General features: G+C 35.7%; 18 protein-coding genes and 5 pseudogenes. 16 read left to right on the top strand and 7 right to left on the bottom strand.

The annotated features are described in order from the left end of the window. The first annotated feature begins 709 nt into the window (after positions 1 to 709). The 6 genes and pseudogenes from JFV29_RS11670 to JFV29_RS11645 all read left to right on the top strand — a co-directional run bounded on the left by JFV29_RS11670 (position 710) and on the right by JFV29_RS11645 (position 5,070). The gene (locus JFV29_RS11670; RefSeq protein ID WP_201183645.1) at positions 710 to 1,960 is read left to right on the top strand and encodes a ParM/StbA family protein; all 1,251 of its coding nucleotides are present in this window, start codon (positions 710 to 712) and stop codon (positions 1,958 to 1,960) included. A gap of 54 nt (positions 1,961 to 2,014) precedes the next feature. Next, positions 2,015 to 2,488, top strand: coding sequence for a hypothetical protein (locus JFV29_RS11665; RefSeq protein WP_201183643.1), 474 nt, complete (start codon positions 2,015 to 2,017; stop codon positions 2,486 to 2,488). 392 nt (positions 2,489 to 2,880) lie between these two features. Beyond that, complete coding sequence (locus tag JFV29_RS11660; RefSeq protein WP_201183641.1) at positions 2,881 to 3,018, top strand: hypothetical protein; 138 nt, start codon at positions 2,881 to 2,883, stop codon at positions 3,016 to 3,018. A gap of 388 nt (positions 3,019 to 3,406) precedes the next feature. After that, positions 3,407 to 3,847: a terpene synthase gene (locus tag JFV29_RS11655; RefSeq protein ID WP_201183639.1), complete on the top strand. Its 441-nt coding sequence runs from the start codon at positions 3,407 to 3,409 to the stop codon at positions 3,845 to 3,847. Positions 3,848 to 4,249: 402 nt separating this feature from the next. Further along, positions 4,250 to 4,522, top strand: coding sequence for a hypothetical protein (locus JFV29_RS11650; RefSeq protein ID WP_201183637.1), 273 nt, complete (start codon positions 4,250 to 4,252; stop codon positions 4,520 to 4,522). 149 nt (positions 4,523 to 4,671) lie between these two features. Continuing rightward, positions 4,672 to 5,070, top strand: a pseudogene (locus JFV29_RS11645) (YrvL family regulatory protein). A gap of 312 nt (positions 5,071 to 5,382) precedes the next feature. On the opposite strand, the pseudogene JFV29_RS11640 reads toward JFV29_RS11645, so the two are convergent. Further along, a pseudogene (locus tag JFV29_RS11640) lies at positions 5,383 to 6,618 on the bottom strand (IS110 family transposase). A gap of 425 nt (positions 6,619 to 7,043) precedes the next feature. Here JFV29_RS11640 and JFV29_RS11635 point away from each other — a divergent pair. Further along, positions 7,044 to 7,211, top strand: coding sequence for an aspartyl-phosphate phosphatase Spo0E family protein (locus JFV29_RS11635; RefSeq protein ID WP_201183635.1), 168 nt, complete (start codon positions 7,044 to 7,046; stop codon positions 7,209 to 7,211). A gap of 287 nt (positions 7,212 to 7,498) precedes the next feature. Beyond that, positions 7,499 to 7,960, top strand: a complete 462-nt coding sequence (locus tag JFV29_RS11630) for a hypothetical protein (protein ID WP_201183632.1) — start codon at positions 7,499 to 7,501, stop codon at positions 7,958 to 7,960. A 470-nt stretch (positions 7,961 to 8,430) separates the two neighbouring features. Here JFV29_RS11630 and JFV29_RS11625 read toward each other — a convergent pair whose 3' ends face one another. From JFV29_RS11625 to JFV29_RS11615, 3 genes are all read right to left on the bottom strand, one after another. Further along, positions 8,431 to 9,705, bottom strand: coding sequence for an IS110 family transposase (locus JFV29_RS11625; RefSeq protein ID WP_201183629.1), 1,275 nt, complete (start codon positions 9,703 to 9,705; stop codon positions 8,431 to 8,433). 261 nt (positions 9,706 to 9,966) lie between these two features. Beyond that, complete coding sequence (locus JFV29_RS11620; protein WP_201183627.1) at positions 9,967 to 10,338, bottom strand: hypothetical protein; 372 nt, start codon at positions 10,336 to 10,338, stop codon at positions 9,967 to 9,969. 89 nt (positions 10,339 to 10,427) lie between these two features. Beyond that, a complete protein-coding gene (locus JFV29_RS11615; protein ID WP_201183625.1) occupies positions 10,428 to 10,775 on the bottom strand; it encodes an SMI1/KNR4 family protein in 348 nt (115 codons plus the stop codon). Positions 10,776 to 11,129: 354 nt separating this feature from the next. On the opposite strand from JFV29_RS11615, the gene JFV29_RS11610 reads away from it, so the two are divergent. Together JFV29_RS11610 and JFV29_RS11605 are read left to right on the top strand one after the other, a co-directional pair. Beyond that, entirely contained in the window at positions 11,130 to 11,564 is a 435-nt protein-coding gene (locus JFV29_RS11610; protein WP_201183623.1) for a MerR family transcriptional regulator, read from the top strand. Between the two features lie 72 nt (positions 11,565 to 11,636). Then, positions 11,637 to 12,485 carry an aldo/keto reductase gene (locus tag JFV29_RS11605; RefSeq protein WP_201183620.1) on the top strand — a complete coding sequence of 283 codons (849 nt, stop codon included), beginning with the start codon at positions 11,637 to 11,639 and terminating at the stop codon, positions 12,483 to 12,485. A 377-nt stretch (positions 12,486 to 12,862) separates the two neighbouring features. Here JFV29_RS11605 and JFV29_RS11600 read toward each other — a convergent pair. After that, positions 12,863 to 13,648, bottom strand: a pseudogene (locus JFV29_RS11600) (transposase); the annotation flags it as partial. A gap of 1 nt (position 13,649) precedes the next feature. Continuing rightward, a pseudogene (locus JFV29_RS11595) lies at positions 13,650 to 13,898 on the bottom strand (IS110 family transposase); the annotation flags it as partial. 903 nt (positions 13,899 to 14,801) lie between these two features. On the opposite strand from JFV29_RS11595, the gene JFV29_RS31660 reads away from it, so the two are divergent. Beyond that, entirely contained in the window at positions 14,802 to 14,969 is a 168-nt protein-coding gene (locus JFV29_RS31660; RefSeq protein WP_446728243.1) for a hypothetical protein, read from the top strand. Between the two features lie 457 nt (positions 14,970 to 15,426). Here the strand turns inward: JFV29_RS31660 and JFV29_RS11590 are convergent, their stop codons facing one another. Next, positions 15,427 to 16,074: a LytR/AlgR family response regulator transcription factor gene (locus JFV29_RS11590; protein WP_056519948.1), complete on the bottom strand. Its 648-nt coding sequence runs from the start codon at positions 16,072 to 16,074 to the stop codon at positions 15,427 to 15,429. A 348-nt stretch (positions 16,075 to 16,422) separates the two neighbouring features. Here JFV29_RS11590 and JFV29_RS11585 point away from each other — a divergent pair. The 5 genes and pseudogenes from JFV29_RS11585 to JFV29_RS11565 all read left to right on the top strand — a co-directional run. Continuing rightward, a pseudogene (locus JFV29_RS11585) lies at positions 16,423 to 16,688 on the top strand (acetate kinase); the annotation flags it as partial. A 233-nt stretch (positions 16,689 to 16,921) separates the two neighbouring features. Beyond that, positions 16,922 to 18,037, top strand: a complete 1,116-nt coding sequence (gene citZ / locus JFV29_RS11580; RefSeq protein ID WP_201183618.1) for a citrate synthase — start codon at positions 16,922 to 16,924, stop codon at positions 18,035 to 18,037. Between the two features lie 350 nt (positions 18,038 to 18,387). Further along, a complete protein-coding gene (locus tag JFV29_RS11575; protein WP_201183616.1) occupies positions 18,388 to 19,650 on the top strand; it encodes an L-lactate MFS transporter in 1,263 nt (420 codons plus the stop codon). Between the two features lie 171 nt (positions 19,651 to 19,821). Beyond that, positions 19,822 to 19,980 carry a hypothetical protein gene (locus JFV29_RS11570; protein ID WP_157443776.1) on the top strand — a complete coding sequence of 53 codons (159 nt, stop codon included), beginning with the start codon at positions 19,822 to 19,824 and terminating at the stop codon, positions 19,978 to 19,980. Positions 19,981 to 20,234: 254 nt separating this feature from the next. Next, a complete protein-coding gene (locus tag JFV29_RS11565; RefSeq protein ID WP_056519946.1) occupies positions 20,235 to 20,819 on the top strand; it encodes a recombinase family protein in 585 nt (194 codons plus the stop codon). Positions 20,820 to 20,875 lie beyond the last annotated feature (56 nt).

Here is a 20,875-nt window from a genome sequence, read left to right as displayed (position 1 = left end):
TTAACGCTAGTTTAACTATAGCTTATTTTTATCTACCTATCGCTAAGCGTCAATTTATCTGTATCTATAGTTTACCTACTAGATAAAGACTAATCAACTAGGTTTGTTTGCTTTAATAGAAATAATGAACGAATTCGATCTATTTTAATCTAGACTAGATTAATCTGAAAGCACAATAATAACCAATCTAGTCTAATCTAGTTTAGATTTTTAGTGAGTTTCTGCTACATTTCTTGTGGTAAATAACCGATAACGTTAATCTAGCGGTAGATAGCAACAATATGAAATTATTAACGGTAATTTACGGATAATCATTTCAACACTAAACTAGTCTAATCTAGTTTAGTGTTGTTTATATGAAGTGATTTCTCCTTATACCTTCAACGTTAAATAACCGATAACGTTAATTTGGCGATAAGTAGCAATAACGCAGGACGGTTTAGCGGTAACTTACGGATAATTATCTCGTAATAAAAGAAGTTAAAAAAACGATAACGTCAAATTACCGTCAAATATATAGTTAAAATAAAACAACTGTTCATAAAGGTGTGAGTTAAGCGTTGAGATATCGCTAATTTAACGATATTATGTTAGCGGTGGAATATCGATAACGTCAATTTAGCGCTAGTTTTTCATTGACTTTAACAGGTATTCTCTATATATTGGATAGTAAGTAGACTAAACTAGATTAGTCCGAAGGAGGAAGACCATGACAAAACTTGATTTTTTATTTAAAGAGGATTATTTAATTGCAGGAGTGGATAGTGGGAACATTTCTAATAAAATTACGTATATCGACCAAAAAGGAAATGTTGTTTCATTAAATATCGCGAGTATTATCGGAGAAAACGCGGAAACGACTGCTGAAGATATGCCAGATGAAAGCGCAGATAAATCTTTTCCTGATGATATGATTCTTCATTTACATATTAAAAGTAAAGCCTTACCAAAGAATCGAACAAATGCTTATTATACAGTAGGGGAATATGCTCAAATTTCAACAAATGACAAAAATAATTTAAGAGAAACCAGCAGTGATGCAAGAGATAAATTAGGGAATGAAATCCATGTTGTAACAACTTTAGCGGGATTAGCCTTAGCTGCTTGGAAATCGGGTAAGACCAATAAGGTAGACGTTCCATTGAGTTTTGGGCTTCCAATAGAAGAGGCCAAACAGGCGTCTTCCGAAAAAATCAACTTATATATGGGTGAGCATGAAATTACTGCAATAAAAGGGCCTTATAAAGGCAAAACCATAACCATTAATATTACGGATGTTCAGCTTAATGTGGAAGGCGTAACGAGCTACTTAGCATTGGCCTTTGATTTAGTGGATGGGGAAGTGGTGGAAACTGAATTTTCATCACAAATCCATGATGAGTTTGCCATAGCTGATTTAGGAGCTGGAACATTGGATTTAGCTCTTTATGATGAAAATGGTTTAAATTCAACTAAATCTACAAACCATCTGATAGGTACAAATAAATATATTGATTTAATCATGAAAGAAGCAGCGGAACTAAAGGAATTCGACAGCATACGGGCCCGTTTTGAAAGGGTGAATAAAACTCCTAAAATTTCGTTTACACGTGAAGAATTTATGAGGAAGTTCATCAAGCCGGAAATCAATAAAATGGTTTTAAATCCTAAATATTCTCCTGTCTTTAAAGCGACCTGGCAGTCCAAAACAGCAGATATCACAAAAATTGTAGATAAATATACGAAAGAATATGCCGAAGAAGTGAAAGATAAAGTCATCCGGTATTTTGTTGATACAAACGTTGGGCAAATGATTATCGTCGGGGGAGGGCTTCTCTTCGCTTATAAATACTTAGCGGAACTCAAAGATGAAGATTGTCTATTTCCTCCGAATATCGATCAAGCCAGTTTCTTTACTAGTAAGGCATATCTCTTGAAAAATATTATTGCTGAAATTGAAAAGCAATCAATTGAAGCATAGTAATATAAGAGTAGGAGCATCTTCTTTTAGTTGTGATACAAGGTGGTGGTAACGTTGTCCAATAGAAAAATCACTCCAGGTCGAGGAATTCAATATACCCCAAAAACCTCGATAGAATGGGCTAATGAATTTAATGAGTTGGTAGACTGCTTTAAAAGCAGAAATGAACTTATTAGTGCGCTTATTGAAGATGGTTTAAAGGTTCGGAATGGATCTTATAAAGAACAAGGTATTTACCTTCCACTAGACACCTTTACGAATGATCAATTAGCACTTTTGAAAACGGAGGAAGGGCAAAGGATTCTTTATAATATCGTTTCTTTAATTGTAGGGAATCCCGAAGGGACGGCGCTTGCCCAGCAAATGGTGCAGCCGGTATCCCAGAAAAGTAAACCAGCTTCCTCACCAATCGTTCCATCTAAAGGTCCATTAAATCATGAAGAAGATACTATGGAAGGCAAGGGACAATCAAACGAAGCCCTTTCTAAACTATTGAAGTTGGGGAAGATGACCAATTTAAAGGGATAAAACATTTTTAAAAATAGAGCTCAGATATATGTAAGAGGCTGATTCAAAAGGTCGTTGAATAACGACAAATTTGAATCAGTCTCTTTTTTTTAAATCTAACTCCAATTCAAATGGAAAGCCCTTTTTAACTGGAAATTTATATATAGCGGGTTGCATAGAGTGGCTGGATCTTTATACGAAGTGCTCAAAGCATATTGTACATTTTATATTAAAAGAAGGTTTTGTCAAAATTTGCATTATAGAAATAATAGATAATGTAAGCGTTTTCTTTTATAATTAAAACACGCGAATGGTGTGTGGCCATCCTGGTATCTTGGCGTAGGCGGAGTGTTTGGCAAAACCCTGATCAATACATAGTAAAACAAGGCAACTACGAGCCATTTATTAAATATATGGAAGATGAAGGTGAGAATTATATTGGAGAATTTGAAGATGGCTTTTTGTTTGAAAATGAAAAGGGTAATATTACTAGTCACATAGGAATTAAGTCTTTTACAAAATATTACGATCTTATTGATGCTCCTTATTGATGCTCACCAAACCCGGACATTCTTGTTTTACTTTCGTATTTTATTCAAAAACTGTGGCATATGAGAAAGGTAAATATAAACTTTTATAAAATAAGTGGCTTTACACCTGTTTCAGGAGGAGTTAGGCATTAATAAAATTAATGGATTTTTAATGAACTAAATTTGTGAATTTATTTGAGTTTGTGAATAAATGTACTTAAACTAACGGGTGCTTTACTTCAATAACAAGGGTTGCTGCGGCAGCCTTTTCTTATGGCACTAACGGGGCAGGTTAGTTGAATAAAAAATGTTTGTTTTTTATAGTTTCAGAAGGGTAATTTGTTTAGACTAAAGAATATGTACAGATATTACGGCAGGTCATAAATTAATATTTGGATAGGTGAAAAAAATGATTTCAATCGATAGAAAACTAAGATTACGAGATTTAGAAGTTTTTCGTTTCTTTAAAGACAATAAAATGCTGGCTTATGTCATTATTGAAGATACTAGAGGACCCTTTACAGAAGAAGATAAAAAGTTAGAGCCACTTTGTTTTTTAGATGACGAAGATATAAATGGAATTGTTAATGTATTTAGAATTTATCTCCTATCAGATGAACCTTTAGAAAAAGAGGATTCGATTATGTTAAGACAGTTTTTTGGAGAATTAGTTGACATTAGTTCTGTTACAAACTATATTACTCAAGAATTTATACAAAAAGACTTATATGAACATGTGGATGATTCTTGGGATGTTAAAACTTATCAAAGAATGTTAGATATAGTTGGTTCAAAGTATAAAATCAAATCAATTGATGAAAAAAATTGGTTAAATTTATCTCAAGAATAATGTCAATTTAGTTGAAGCATGGGTTGCTTGGGCAACTCTTTTTTCTTATTGGGGTAGAGTCAGGAAAATGCGCATTTACAACGATAAGCATTTTGATACAAGTCTTATGAGACATTATATAGCCTAATTTAGAGGTACTTTGAATGTGTCTCAATAGGTTCTACTCTATTGAGATTGTGAATGATAGTACTTAAACTATCGGGGCAGGATAGTTGAAGAAGGAAAATAGAATTATCCATTTGATTCGTGGCAAGTTGCTCTTTTATCGTTAAAGTCTTTTATGGTGGCTGTTATTAACATTATTAAACTCACAATGGATTCACTTGAATTTCCAGGAAATATAGTTCAAGATTGGAAGGTGTTTTAATTAATGAACTTTTAAACTATTTTAGGGGAGAAAAAATGGATAAAGAAAAAAATCGTTTGTATTTAAATATGTTTTTTGGAACTATTGGTATAGTTCTAGTCGGAGTAGGTGCTTTGAAGTATCAAGTTGTAATGAATGATATTGAAGGATACATCATTGCCTATGCTGGTTTTATACTTACAGCCGGTTACATAAATTACTTAGAAAAAAAAGCTGGAATAAGCAATAAAATAATTTGGATTAAATCAGGTATCTCTATTGCTCTATTTTTAATTATTTCTTTTATTTTATATCTCTATCCCTTTTAACAGGGTCTCTAACGACTATTAAGGTTGTAACGGAAGGACAAAAGTGAGTGGAATCAAATGGCGTTAATGAAGTACTAACAGAAGAAGAAACAGACCTATGCCAGAAAATAAAAATGATTCATTTCGTGATATAGAATATAAAAGAAAAGATGACAACAGTTGCCGGAATAGCATTTCTCATTATCCTGGTAGTAGGCTTTGTAATGGGGCTTTATTTCTTTGGACTGGTAGGGGTTTTTGAATTGCTCGATGTTCAATATGAATCTATCCGGTCATTGGTTGTTTTTGTTGTCAGTTTCTTTATTCTAGGCATCATTGTCGAATTGTTTTTCAAAGCAATTTTCGAACTGTCTGTCTGAAATATAACAGGAAAAATAAAGGTATTTTTTATCCGAATCAGTTTTGAAGGGACATCGAACTTGCTAGTACTGTTCGCCGTTGATGAGGTTATGAAAAGTATTACACTTTCCTTGAAAACAGAGATTATTATAGCATTGCTACTTGCCATAATAGAAATTGTTTTCGACGATGATAAGGAAATATCCTAATAAAACAATTTCCCTAAGTAAAATTGGGGGATTCTTGTACCTCAGATAGAGAATAATGGAATATGGAAGTGAACAGTTAGAAAATAATGTGTAAAAAAAGAGAAGTCTTGTTAAACTACCGGGTGCTTTAGCTGAAGAATGGAGTAGGCTTTAAGGCAGCTTTTTCTTAAGGAACTAAACCAGCTAATAGTTAGTCAACATTTTTCAATAAAAACTTAAAATATTTCATGCTATACTAAATTTGTGCATGCTAAATAACCTTCCAATGCACTATATTTGGAAAGTTTTGTGCTATTTAGTTATACTTTTAAACTAGGTTAGATCTTGGAAAGTCGAGTTATTTTGTAATAGTGCATAAATCCATTGTAGAAGCTTATTAGCACATGCTATAACAGCTACTTTATAGGGCTTTCCTTCTTTCCGTTTCTTATCATAGAACTCACGTAATCTCTTATTACGAGGGATGACTTCATCAGTCGTTTTCTTTTTGCGACAATCACGAATGGCACATCGAACAGCCATATATAGGGCATGCCGTAATCTACTCGAACCTCTTTTGGTTATTTTGTTTACGGATCCCTTGAATCTACCAGATTCAAAGATACTAGGATCAATTCCTGCAAATGCTACGAGTTTTTTAGGGTGATTAAACCGATCAATCTCACCAATTTCAGAAATAATCGTTGCCGCGATTTTTTCACCGATACCAGGGATTGATTGGATTATCTTATATTCTTCAATTTCTTTAGCCAAAGCACCTATCTCTTCATCCAACTTTGATAGGTGCTTTTGGTATTCCATAAGCATTTTGATATACATTTCTTAGCTCATTATGTGACTTTGATACAGTGTTGTCTGAAAGGGATTTTTAGCTGCTGCAGCTATAAGTTTCTTTGCCTTTGTATTTGCCCACTTTCTTGAACGACTTGTACATAATTCATCGATTTTATTACCTAATGCTTCTTCATCGACTACCAAAACATCTTTAGATGTAGGAAATTCTAATAAGGTTAGTAAAGAGACAACTGAATATAAGTCCCCAAAAACCCCATGATACTCAGGGAAAACCTGATCAAGAACTGCTTGAAATTGAAGTTTCGTTTGTACATATATACCCGTTACATTTTCGTGTTGTCTTGTAAGATTACGAAGGTTTAAGAGTTGAATTCCTCGTTTTTTATTTGGTTCCAAATCTTCTTTATAATACAGCTCGCAGAGATGGTAAGCATCAATCACATCTGTCTTTACTTTTCGTAGAGATGAGCTCTTTGCTCGATAGGAGACAAGTGGGTTAATGATAATTAGTAAATAACCTCTTTCCTCGAAATACTGAACAACTGGAGTATGATAATGCCCAGTAGACTCTAAAACGACCGGAGGTCGAATTCCTGCTAAGTTTTCTATCTCTCTAAGATATTGGTGTAAGCTCTCTAGCCCTTCAATGGTATGTGCTACTTTAAAACTTCTTTTATAAGGCTTCTTCTTATCCAAGAATGCTTGAACCTGACTTTCACCTTTAGCTACATCCAGACCAACCACTGGATTCATTTTTTATCTCCTCCAAAAACATAATATTTGCCGGTAACCCCTAATCCTTCTTGCAGTATCATAGCTTCGCTTGTTATACGAGATCTTGGTCCCAACCAGCCAAATCATGTTTAAGCAAGTAGGGGGCGAACTGTTTAGTTGACGGGATCTTAAGCCCCACGGGCAGGTACGTTCTACCCCGGCTACCGTTATCATATATCGATATAAAAAATGGTCAACCAGAAATATTTTCTGGCTGACCTTATAATACGAAAGGGGCAGGATAGTTGCATAAGCGTAGTGTATTCGAACTGTGACGTATTGCAGGATAATTTCATGTCTATTTCCCTATTTATTAACAAGTTCAAGAGAAAACATTTTAATAATTACACAATTGTAATATAATCCTAAAATAGAAATTAGTTACCTAAAAAGGAGTATTCAAAATGTGCGAAATAAAAATGTATAGGGATTTAGAATTAAATATAAAGAACCTAAGAAAATTACTTATAGAAACTGGTGTTAAGAAAGGTCTAAATCATCAGGAAACACTTAAATATAGTGAAAAGCTAGACAAGTTGATTCTTAAGCAATCCCTAATAAGTAATTATTAAATACTTAAAGATTTACCAAACCCAGCAATCAATGATCTTTATCGAACGAATTAACATTTTCATCTCCCCTTTATGTCGCAGTTTGTATCTGATGTGTAACATGATCCCTTTAAGGTCAATATATTATTACGAGCAAGGCAAATTAGTCACCACATGCATCTCCACCAGCCGGCCTTGCTCTTTACTTCATTTCATATTCGAACTGTGAAATAAGAATGTTGTGTTTTTTTTAGTTTTTAGGAAAACTAAATAAAATTGATTTAATACAACAACAGGAGGTAACAATATTGAAAAAATTAATAACTACATTAATCATCTTTAGCTTTATAGCCACTGTAGTATCTTCAAATGCAGCAGCAGCGTCAGACGAGCTATTTAAAACTCCTATCATAAAGCAAACTGATCAATGGAAAATCGAAATAAAAAAGGGTAAAGAGACGAAAAAAACTAATAAGAATGTGTTTAAATCATATAACGTTGTTATCACCAATATTGGTAAAGAGCTAGATAAAGTTGAATTTAATACTTACAGGAATGAACCAAATACTGAAACAAAATACGGATTAAGTATAAACGACCATCAATATGAGAAATTTAAAAAGGGACAAGCCTTTGAATTTTCAAATTTCCCTATATCGGTTAAATCCAATGAACTTCAATTTGAAATAAGTTGGCACGGAAAACCACACAGCAAAGAAGTTCAGGGCAGAAAATACAAGGAGACGTTTACTTTCACGCCTACTAAATAAGAGAAATGAAGGGCCGGGATACTTGGGTGCCCTTTTTTACCGCACAGTTTGTGTCAACTCTACAATAAGTCTTTATAGAACTCCCTCAGTTTAATAGATAATGCTCACGAATACTCGCTTATTCGCAGGATTTCAAACCACATGGTATAGGTTGCTTTAGATGAACGAAAGAGATAGGACCGTTTTGATAAGATGAGGGCAGGTTGAAATAGGGGATTCATTGAGAATCCCCTATTATTACATATGCTGCACGCATTTTCCACGCTGCCCCTGGAGGCTTTCCCTCCCATGTCTCAACGGGTCATAATCATATGCCCTTTCATTCCTTCGTCATGCCTATCCAAGGGGTGGAGGCTGGTTTTGCTAACGGAACGGGTCATTGCCCTTTTGTTCTATATATCCAGTACTTCGTGCTTTCTTTGAAATCCTACGAATAAGCCAACTTTCGTAAAAACAATGTGAATGTAAATTTACGCTGCTAGTTGTTCAAGAGGGAATACCATTTCCGGTTTATAGACAGAGCCATTACGAGCAATCCCTACTAGGACACGGGCGAGTTTTCCACATAGTTTCATGATGGATTTCATTTTCTTAATCTTCTTCACCTTAACATTGTTCGAGTGTAGGGCTTTAAACTCAGGGTTATTCATCACCAGACTCATGGTCGCAAGGAAGAGGTAACGCCGCAGGCGTGATCTTCCACGTTTGGAAAGAACAATTTGGCCTTTCCACTTCCCAGAGCTTGCCTCAGCGAGATGCAATCCTGCATGACGAAGGAGTGCATTCCCGTGAGCGAACCCACTCAGATCTCCAGCTTCTCCTAAGATGCCCGCCAGTGAAATTTCGCTGATTCCTTTAATGGCAAGTATTTGCTTAACGAATGGAATCTGTTCCAAGACGTTTGTGACTTCTTGCGTCACTCTTTCGAGTTGGGATGAAGCGAGATCATATTCCTCTAATAACTGTTCCAAGTGAAGTTTATACGCATCAAGGGCTTGTTTCGTACCAATTGAACGCTTGGCCAATGTAATCAGGGAACGGGCTTTTTTATGCCCGGAATGTCGCTTCATACATGATTTCCACCCGGTTACGATATCTTGAGGCTGTAAGGAACATATTTCAGCTGGGGTAGGAAAGAGGCGTAGGGTTGCGATTGCCCCTTTACATGATACGTCTTTAAACACTTGCCGGAGCTCGGGAAAGACAACATCCACCCAGCGATTAATCTGGTTGATGGAGCTAACAAGGCGCTTAACGATCACATCTCGGTTGGCCATAAGGACACGAAGTTTTTCAAATGATTCTGAAGTGGAACGAACGAAGGCATAATAGCCATTCTTCACCATATCAGCGATGACAAGGGCATCTTTTTTATCACTTTTGGATTGCGTATTATCACGATTTTCTTTGTTTCTTTTGACATGGTAAGGATTGACCGTAACGACATCAATGTTTTGTTTGACTAGCCACTTTGAAAGGTTTATCCAATAATGACCGGTAGGTTCCATTCCGACTATCGTGGTGTCTAGGTTTTTCATGTGTTTTAGTTCCTTGATCCAATTTAGTAATCTAGTAAAACCCTCTTCGTTATTTTCAAAAGACAAAGGTTTCCCGATCACAATGCCTCGATAGTTTACAGCACGGGCCACGTGTACGTGTTGGGCGATATCCACACCAACAACTAGATGTTGATCCGTAATTCTTTCAATCAGTTGATTTTGTTTGTTTTGCATTTTAAAATTCATAGTAGGGCTTCCTCCTTAAGACTTTGAGTTAGATTGGACACTATACTCGTATCTTACTGAGGGGCTCTATTTTTTTCAAACCTGATATTTAACGATCTACAGGAATGCTAACAGGTGCGTTAGCTGAAGATCGGAGCTGTCTATAAGGCATCTGTTATGATAGAGTAAATGTAAATTTTGTACATAAGAATTAACTAAAAATGAAGCATGAATAATCAAGCTACAATCTGGAGGAGTTTATTTTGTACAGGAAACAGTTAGTTATTGTTCGTTTAAAAAATCCATAAGTAATTCATAATAAAATTTTATTTCTTCCTCATCTGTATCAATAAGGACTTTGATTTTGTCTATAATTGATTCATCAGTAATGTATTCACTTCTAATTAAACCCACAACTAACTCGGCGCAGGCATATCTAATGGCCATATCAGATTCACTTTCAAGAAAATTAGTAATAATTGAAATAAGTTCATCCATATCTTCGTAACTAGATGACCAAACATATAATCCTTGAATTTTTTTATTTATATCCGTGCTTTTCAATAATTCTTTAGCTAGCTTAGAAGTATTTACATCTGCTACTGTGTTTGAAAAATCATCTTCATCTTCATACTCAAAAAGATTATTAATCATTTCTTTAAATGATTTGAAAATAACAGTAATTTTATTTTCCTCTATATCTATAAAAGTAATTTCAGGTTCAATTTTATTATTTCTATAATCTAATACTGTCCAGGTATGACCATCACCGGATATAGTAATGAAGGCTTTCTCTTTAATCCCCCATTCTTTAAGTAATACTTTTGAATTGAAAATACCTTTATTTTTTTTATGCCATAAAGATAATGTAAAGGTATATGGTCATCAGCCCATGAATTTTTAAAATTTACGGGTAACGCTTGATATTTAAGGTACCCGCCATTTTTAATTTTTAGCAATTCAATATACTCTTTTGGAAAGTTAACATTGAATTCTTTTTCTGCTTTTTTAATATCTTCTTCAGTCAATTTTGCTAATTCAATTTCTTCATCTATATAATCTTCATCATCTTCTGCCCATATATTTCTCATTAATATTCTCCTTAAATAAATGATTAAGAAAGTAGATTCCTTGATAACTTTCCGATATTATACTTAATTTACATCTTAACTATATAACTATATCTTGCATAGATGAATTTGCATAAGTTTTTTTGCATATAACAGGCAAGTTCTTGTGTATGAACTGGGATCATATTGATTTTTGTATTTTTATTTCAAGGGCTCTTTTAAAGGATGCTGTTGATTTTCATGATGAACAAACGGGGCAGGTTAGTTGAAGAAGTTACCCCCTTTTTAGCTCGTTGCTAAAGCCCGGAGACTTACGTTCTCTTTTTTTTTACAATTGAGGTAAGATAAATTTAAAAAAGTTTAGGAAGGAAAATTATGAACAGTAAACAAGTTGCAGAGATGTTTGACCTATCAGTCGACACTCTTCGTTACTATGAAAGAATAGGTGTGATACCACCAGTTACACGTGATAAAAATGGTTATCGTAATTATAAAACCGGTGATTTGAATTGGATTTTTCTTGCAAAAAGTCTTCGTTCAGCAGGATTATCCATTGAGTCATTGATTGAATTTTCTTCACTTGCGGGGCTTAGTGAAACCCAAAATGTAGAGGACGCTCAAAAACAAATATTGGTCGACCAATTGGAGGAAGTTGAAAAAAATATTGAGAAAATGAAAGAAGTACATTCCCTCTTACAATATAAGATTGACACCTATGACGTTCATATAGCGAAGTTCAAAAGTGGTGAATTGACGAAAGATAAGGTGGAGAAGTTATGGGAGATGAAACATTTCAAAAAACGCGAATAAATTTCTTGCTATGGAGTTGACTCCATAGTTTATAGTAGCCTTATGTAATTAACCAATACGGAGGCAGAAAGAATGAAAACTGTACAACTCAATAATGGTGTTGAAATTCCAATTTTAGGTTTTGGAGTATTCCAAATCCCTGGAGAAAAAACAGAACAAGCGGTGATTAATGCTATCAAAGCTGGTTACCGTCATATTGATACCGCACAATCTTATATGAATGAAACGGAAGTCGGATTAGGAGTTAAAAATTCAGGCGTTGCTCGCGAAGAGCTTTTCATTACAACCAAGATATGGATTGAAAATGTATCATATGATGGCGTAATGAATTCTTTTCAAGGTTCACTTAATCGTCTTGGCTTAGACTATGTTGACTTATTACTTATCCACCAGCCTTATAATGATATTTATGGTGCATGGCATGCGATGGAAGAATTTCAAAAAGAAGTGAAAATACGTGCCGTTGGTATTTCAAATTTTGCGGTTGACCGTGCAGTGGATTTATCGTTGTTCAACGAAGTAACTCCAGCTATCAACCAAATTGAGATTAACCCATTCAACCAACAAACAGAAGCTATTGAAGCGTTAAAAGCACAAGGGATTTGTCCTGAAGCATGGGCTCCTTTTGCAGAAGGGAAAAATGAGATTTTTCAAAATGAAATTCTTAGTGAAATAGGTAAGAAATATAATAAGTCAGTTGCACAAGTCATTTCACGTTGGCTCGTGGAGCAAGAAATTGTAGTCTTAGCAAAAACGACAAATCCAGAACGTATGGCAGAAAATATTGATGTCTTTGACTTCAGCTTAACTGATGAAGACAAAGCAGCTATTGCGACCTTAAATATTGGAGAAAGCCAGTTCTTCTCACACGCTGACCCAAATATGATTAAGTGGCTTGCCGAAAGAAAATTAGATTTATAAGAGAGATCATTTTGTGAATTTTTAGAATAGTAATCGCATGAAATTAGCTCATTTAGAGCGTTGATTTCATGCGATTATTTTTTTGTCGCTTAAAGAAAAACAATCCTTTAATAAATTCACAAATATTCCTGCTTTAAAGTGCGTTTTAAGGTTTCTAGTAAACCCAACTTAAATAATTCTTCTGCAACTACCATGTAAATAAGTTTCTTCAAGATTAGAAATATGACAATACTTATGGAACTAAACCAGCTAATAGTTAGTCAACATTTTTCAATGAAAACTTAAAATATTTCATGCTATACTAAAAATATGCATGCCAAATAACCTACCTAATTTATATTTTGGAAGGTTTTTCATTATATAGTTATATTTTTGAACTAAGCTATATCTTGGAAAGTTGAGTTATTTTGTAATAGTGCATAAATCCATTGTAGAAGCTTATTGGCACAGGGCTTTCCTTCTTCACGTTTCTTATCATAGAACTCTCGTAATCTCTTGTTCCGAGGGATGATTTCATCTGTCGTTTTCTTCTTGCGACAATCACGAATGGCACAACGAACTGCCATATATAAGGCATGCCGTAGTCTACCAGAACCTCTTTTGGTAATCCGATTTACTGAGCCTTTAAATTTACCTGATTCAAAGATACTTGGATCAATTCCGGCAAATGCCACTAGTTTTTTAGGATGATTAAACCGATCAATCTCTCCAATTTCAGAAATAATCGTTGTAGCGATTTTTTCACCGATACCAGGGATGGATTGGATAATCTTATATTCTTCAATTTCTTTTGCCAAAGCATTTATCTCTTCTTCAAATTTGGATAGGTGCTTTTGGTATTCTAGAAGCATTTTTATATACATCTCTAGGCTTAAAATGTGACTCTGATATAAAGTTCTCTGAAAAGGATTTCGAGCTGAGGCAGCCATAAGTTTCTCTGCCTGTGTATTCGCCCACTTTTTAGAACGACTTGGACAAAGTTCATTAATCCTATTTGCTACGGTTTCTTCATCGACTGCTGATATGTCTTCATAAGTAGGGAATTCTAATAGAGTAAGCAAAGAAACAACCGAATACAAATCTCCAAAAACCCCTCTATATTCAGGGAATACTTGATCAAGAACAGCCTGAAACTGTAGTTTTGTTTGTACATAGATACCTGTGTGCGATAACAACTAAAAATTCCATTTCTTCAGCCTCAATTAAGTTCACGATAGGCTTCCAAAACACACCTGTGCTCTCCATAGCGACATGAGTGCAACCATGTGATTTAATCCAATCCATCAGTTGAATTAAAAACACCGTTTTTGTAGAAAATGTTTGAATCTCCTTTCCTTCGGGGGTCATAATGCAGGCGGTAATGTTATCTTTATGTACATCCATTCCGCATACTCGTTCAATGATAACTTCCATTGAAACCATCCTTTCTATGGCAAAAAATTAGAGGCTGGTGCAAAAACTAGAATAGGATTAATCTACCATGAGTGCTTCCCGTAAGGGAGCGACAGTCTGTGATGCACCGAGGTCGTTGGAGTCAGACTAACGGATGGGCTCTAATGGCACCATAGTTCATCGACCTTCCTCACCCAGCCATAGAATCAGTATGGACGGTTTTCCACCATTTTCATTCTCTGTGGTGCAGCGCTGGTCGTGCGCTGCATGGTTGGCTAACGGGTGCGTTAGCTGAAGATCAGAGCTGTCTTTAAGGTGGCTTTTTCTTTATGCTACGAACGGGGCAGGATAGTTGAAGATTGCTGTTTGATCTTTATTTAATAATTGGGCCATTTAATTTAATAAGAACTAGGTAAAAGAGGTCTTTTTAATTTGTTCCGAGAATTAGTATTAATAGATTAATGCTAGATCAGTAGGAGGAAATGATGAAAAAGCATTAAGAAGTTGCTCCAAAAGCCAATGTTTTGGAAGGAATGGTACTGCCAAGTCCTCACTAATAAAATAAGAGTTATTGATGGCAGTAACTTTATTTTCTAAGTTGATACCCCTTAAATTTGAAATGAAGTACACCACTAGCTAATAAATAGACTCACAATAACGATCCGGGCTTTTGTGTCACTCGTCGTAAAATATCTAAATACTAGTATCACAATGAATTAGACCCTAAAAGGGTATCATTAAGTATAGACGTGTCACTTTTGCACATCCAACTTTAAAACCCAGCTACCTTCACAAAAGAAGATTAGCTGGGTTTCGTTATTATTTACGTCCAATCATTAAGCTAGTTCATGCATTCTACAAATTCTGTGATAATGGATGTCAGATTATTAATTTCGAGAATAGTTCAATTTGAGTAAATAGCCGATGAATGAGTCTAAAATTGCCGTTTGTGACTTTCATAATACTTGTGAGCTTGAAAAAGTCTTTGATGACTTTCTTAAATTCGAACAAATGAAATCAAAGGTTAAAAACGACCCATACCACATTACAATATATAGTAAAGACAACAAGAAAATAAATGGAATTAGGTAGGACGATACTTTTATACAAGTATCGTCTTTGCCATTGACTATATGGCTTCGACACTTCCAGCTAAGGGGTTCTTTATTTGTATACTCGCGTGCAATAATAAGTTACCCTTTAAATTGTGTCATTCTACAGAGCGATTCTTTAAAAAGGTCAGCTTTTCTTACTAACAGTGCTTTACTTCAATAAGAGAGTTGTTTTCATGCCATTTAGAAACATCTGCTAAGATTCCACTAATACGTGTCTCAATTTCTCCACCATTCCTCCATTGAAAGTATATCACTTTAATAGGGGGTGTTTTTCCTTGTCTTATCTAACTAGGTCTCTCCACTGGAACCCCAGTGCTTTTTCTTTATAAGTAAATTGGTTCTTTCGATATGGTTAAAAACCCACTTTCACCATGTATTTGTAAACCTTTTCATATTTTGGCAAGGATAATACCTTGTATTTTCCAAGATGATTGTTAAAATCCGAGAGTTCTTCGTACGGAAGGGATAAAGGTTTGACTAATTGTAAGGGCGCAACAATTTGGGTTTTTAAGAGTAAGAATTAAGTTGGATGATATATCACGAGAAATCTGTTGTATAAAAGAAATATTAACGATATAAGATCGATGGATCCGGAGAAAAGAGTCTGGCAACCTTTGTTCGATATTCTTTAGGGTATAAATTGTACTATATTGACCATCCGCAGTATAAAACCATGTCTTCTTTTGATTGCTTTCAATATAAATTATTTGATCAACAGGGATCGGACTCCAAATATCTCCTTGTTTACCAGTTATAAAAGAGAGGGGTGAATGCTTCTTAAGTGAGTACCATGGTGGCAGAATTACTGTTAGTGCCCCGTTAAATCCATCTTGTCCTTCTATGAGATAACCTACACCATAATACGGAATTCCGAATACAGAGTCATCAACCAACGTCTCAACTCGACCCTTCTGGTGGAAAACTCGTTCTGAGATGCTTCCTGAAGGGATTGGTTGTCCGGGGCGAATTTGAATGTCATGAATGCCAGCATAATAATTTATATATCTATTGCCGCTCGCAACGGCTACAGATGCTTCTTTGGGAACCCAGTCCTTAATGAATTGAAGCACTTCGTTTTTCAAGCTTCTACTCCTCTCCATATGTTTGGCATCATTATAACACCAATGTGTTATTTTTTATTTGGTTATTTGTCATTTTTTCTAACTATTTAAATTATTCAATCATAGTATAATTCTGTTTTTATCCACCGTTAACCCTTTTCATCAACATATAGAAAGCTTTGTCCGAAAATTATGACATATACAAATAAACTGTTATAAAATTACGATAAATAAACAAACTTTTGTAAAACAGTTGTTTGGAAAGGATGATGTTGGTCTATCAGTTTGGGGATGGACTACACTTTGAATCATCATTTTTAAAGCGCTTTCAAAAGATCCATCTTCGTGATATTCAGGAGAGGCCACAAACATGCAAAGCTCGCGCTTCAAGTGTTTGCCGAGAGAATTCATAAATATATCGGGATGTACGCGATGCAATTAAGAGAATTGATGCGAACATCTTTACGGCAGGTATTGGCGAAAATAGTGACGTCATCCGCTCTCGTGTTTTGGACGGTCTGGAATTTATGGGCGTATATTGGGATCCTGCCCTCAATAAAGTAAACGGCAGCGTGTCGTTCATTAGTTATCAACACTCACCGGTCCAAGTGTTGGTTATACCAACAAATGAATAAATCATAATTGCCAGAGATACGGTTCGCTTAACGCTTCGTGAAAGTCACCTAGTATTATAGACAAAATAATTGCTGTTTATTTAGGGTCATTTTTTCTGTAAATGTTCAGTGTGCTCGTTTTCTATAATACTTGGAATCTAATATTTTTAATAAAGATAAAACTAAGCATGTTGATATAGGGTGTGTTGAAGGCAATGAGCGATGTATCTTAAATTTATACGAGGGGGATTATTATGTTAAAAACGAAGGGTTTAGAGGGAGTAGTCGCAACAACCTCTTCTGTCAGTTCGATTGTTGATGATATGTTAACATATAGAGGCTTTTCGATTAATGATCTAGCCCAATTTGCCGATTTTGAAGAAATTATTTATCTATTGTGGCATAACAAACTCCCTAAATTAGAACAGTTAACTGAATTTCGAAATGAATTAAATGTAAACGCTTCCCTTCCTGAAGAATTAATTGCACAATTGAAATTGTTTCCTACCAAAAATATTCATCCTATGGCGGTCTTAAGGACGTGCGTATCAACACTCGCACTGTATGACGAAGAAGCAGATGAAACCAGTGATCAAGCCAACTATCGTAAAGCTATCCGTTTACAAGCGAAAATACCGGCAATCATAGCAGCTTATGCGCGTATTTGTGAAGGGAAAGAACCGCTTCCACCCAAAAGCTCACTAAGTTTTGCTGCCAACTTTCTCTATATGTTAAATGGAGCAATACCCAATTCAAAGTCTGAGGAAGCGTTTAACAAAGCACTCGTTCTACACGCTGACCATGAGTTAAACGCCTCCACCTTTACAGGTCGTGTATGTGTCGCCACGTTGTCTGATATGTATTCAGGGATAACAGCTGCAATCGGTGCGTTGAAAGGACCTCTTCATGGCGGAGCTAATGAGCGTGTGATGAAAATGCTGGCAGAAATTGATGAGATAGATTATATTGAGCCATACTTGAAACGAGCATTTATCAACAAAGAAAAAATTATGGGCTTCGGCCATCGGGTTTATAAAAATGGCGATCCTCGTGCGAAACATTTGAGAGAAATGTCACGACACTTAGCCGAAGTCACAGGTGAAGACAAGTGGTATAACATGTCAATAATGATGGAGGAAATCATTCGAAGTGAAAAGGGATTGCCGCCGAACGTTGATTTCTATTCAGCATCCGTTTATCACTGCTTAGGGATTAAACATAACCTTTTCACGCCGATTTTCGCGGTGAGCCGCGTATCAGGTTGGATCGCTCATATTTTGGAACAGTATGAGAACAATCGTTTAATTCGCCCCCGCGCTGACTATATCGGACCGAAACACCTAGAATATATTCCAATCGCGGAACGTTAAGGGTACGGGTATTCCATATTTTGCGAGAAACTAGATAACGCCGCCCATCGTTGTTGCGCAGTTTTCACAGGTAAAGAGGCACAACTGTATCTCTTTAACCTCTTGTTTGCAGACCAACCCTGTTGATGGATGACATATGCCATCTTTATAGAATCAGGATTCCCGAAAGAAATTGTAGTTGGCACGTTTCCGTTCGGCACAGGGAGTTAAATTTGTCTGTAAAGGATTTTACAAACTTTGTTATAGAAGGAACCAGATTTTTTTGTAACTCGATGTGGAATTATATACTTATCCAAAAGATAGATAAAACGCATGCAAAATATCTTAAAGTCACGAAATGGGGTAACAAAATGACAAAAAACAGATGGTTAATAGCTTTATCTGCTATCGCTATCCACCTTTCCATTGGTGGGGCATACGCATATAGCGTATACAAGAAACCTTTAGTTGAGACTATGGGGTGGTCAGAAACTCAAGTAACTTTAGCTTTTACAATTATGATGGCACTTGCAGGAACCTCCGCAGCTTTCTTTGGGAAATTTGTTGAAAAGAATGGTCCAAGAAAATCAGCTATGGTTGCAGCTGTATTATTTGGTTTAGGACAAGCCGGTTCCGGTTTGGCTGTTATGATCGATTCACTTCCACTTTACCTACTTACTTATGGATTAATAAGTGGTCTCGGTTTGGGTATAGGATACATCTCACCAGTATCCACTCTAGTCAAATGGTTCCCCGATAGAAGAGGGTTAGCGACAGGTATGGCCGTACTCGGTTTTGGAGCTGGAGCTCTTATTACAGCCCCAGTTGCAGCAAGTCTTATGGAGTCTGTTGGAATTTATTCTACTTATTATATTTTAGGTGCAGGTTATTTCATACTAATGTTTCTAGGTGCTTCTTATATTGCACCTCCAAAAGCGAACTGGATTCCTGAAGGTATGAAAAAAGATATTGAGTCAGGCAAAAAAGAAATTAAGAAAGATTTGAGACAGGTAACTGCAAAAGAAGCGGTTAGAACAAAGCATTTCTGGATGCTGTGGACAATGAAATTAATTAATACTAGTGCTGGAATTATGATGATTTCTGTGGCTTCTCCAATGGCTCAAGACGTAGTTGGCTTGTCAGTCGCTGGGGCTGCTACACTAGTAGGTATCATGGGTATCTTTAATGGTGGAGGCAGACTTGGCTGGGCAGCAGCCTCTGATTATATTGGCCGCTCAAATGTTTTCGTGATTTTCTTTATTATTCAAATCGGAGCGTTCCTTTTACTGCCAACTACAACAAATTCGTTATTGTTCCAAGGGTTTATTTTGTTAGTTGTTAGTTGTTATGGTGGAGGTTTCTCAAATCTCCCTGCATTTGCTGGAGATTTATTTGGAACAAAAGAAATTGGTGCTATCCATGGTTATCTTTTAACAACATGGTCGCTTGGAGGAGTTTGTGGACCAATGCTGGTTACCGCAATTAGAGAAAGTACAAACAGTTATATTCCAGTGTTCTATGTTTTCGCTGGATTAATTGCAATTGCTTTCGTCATTTCCATCTGGCTGCGTTTAGATATCAAAAAAATGCAAAGAGCACAACAAAAAGGAATGAATTTAAGTAAAATTTCATAATTCAGAATAGTATCTCCGACTATTTAGTAGTTAATCTATTCGATAAAGGCATATCAATCAGCCGAGTTCCTTTTAGACAAGCTGTGATAATGCCTTTTTTTCTTGTTATTTGATTTTTGTCCGATACTCACAGGTTCAACCTTACTTTTCAACCTGATTAAGAGACTTTTTTTGATACATATCCGTCGTGTTCCATTTGTTGAAAATGGTGAAATTGTTGGTCTTTGTGCCAAAGGTGATCTTGCAAAGGTCAACATTCATGTCAATGAAGCCGGTGAAGCGTTAAGTCACCTATTCATTGAGGACATTGAATCTTTGCTCCTATTTTAGTGATCGATATAATGTTGCAACCAAAATCCCTGTCGTTTCCTGAATTTCCTTTACTGTCATCTCTTTAGAACGTTCATCTGCGATTCCAATTAATCATTTTTTGGACCTGACTAATCATAACGGTGTAAGGATTTGAAGGCTATAAAGGAGGTGGAATTGGATGGTAAGTGTTATAACTTGAAAATATTTACTCTGTTTTCTCGGTGTCGTAACATAGTATCATAAATAAGGAAGGGAAAAGGGGATATTACATAATGAAATACGGATACGCAAGGGTAAGTACATATGGTCAAGCTACAAAAGGAAATTCCATAGAAGAACAAGTAAAGAAATTAAAAGAAGAAGGCTGTCAAAAAGTCTTTGAGGATATATTTACAGGAACTAAAGCAGACAGACCTAAATTTCAGGAATTACTATCTTTATTAAAAGAAGGAGATACACTGGTAGTTACTAAAATAGATCGCTTCGCACGTTCTACCATAGAAGGTAGTGAAATAGTAAAAGAATTACTTGAAAGAGGAGTCATAGTAAATATTCTTAATTTAGGAAGGCTGGATAATAACCCACAAAATAAGCAAATAAGAACTATGTTCTTTGCCTTTGCTGAATTTGAAAAGGACTTGATTGTGGAGAGAACCCAAGAAGGTAAAGCAATTGCTAGACAACGCGATGACTTTAAAGAGGGAAGGCCTAATAAGTTCACTAAGAAACAGATAGCACATGCTTTAGGGCTGTTAGAAGAACATTCATACAAGGAAGTTGAGAACATGACAGGAATATCAAAGAGCACCCTTATCCGTGCTAAAAATAGGGAGAAAGCTAAGGTGGTAGTAAAATAATATGAAAACATTAGAGGAAATAAACGAACAATATCGAGAAATCACCCATTCAGATG

This window comes from Peribacillus sp. TH16 (genome assembly GCF_016651095.1).
Classification (GTDB): domain Bacteria; phylum Bacillota; class Bacilli; order Bacillales; family DSM-1321; genus Peribacillus; species Peribacillus butanolivorans.
The sequence above is the reverse complement of the archived record's forward strand: the minus strand, read 5'-3'. Positions and strand labels throughout refer to the sequence as shown.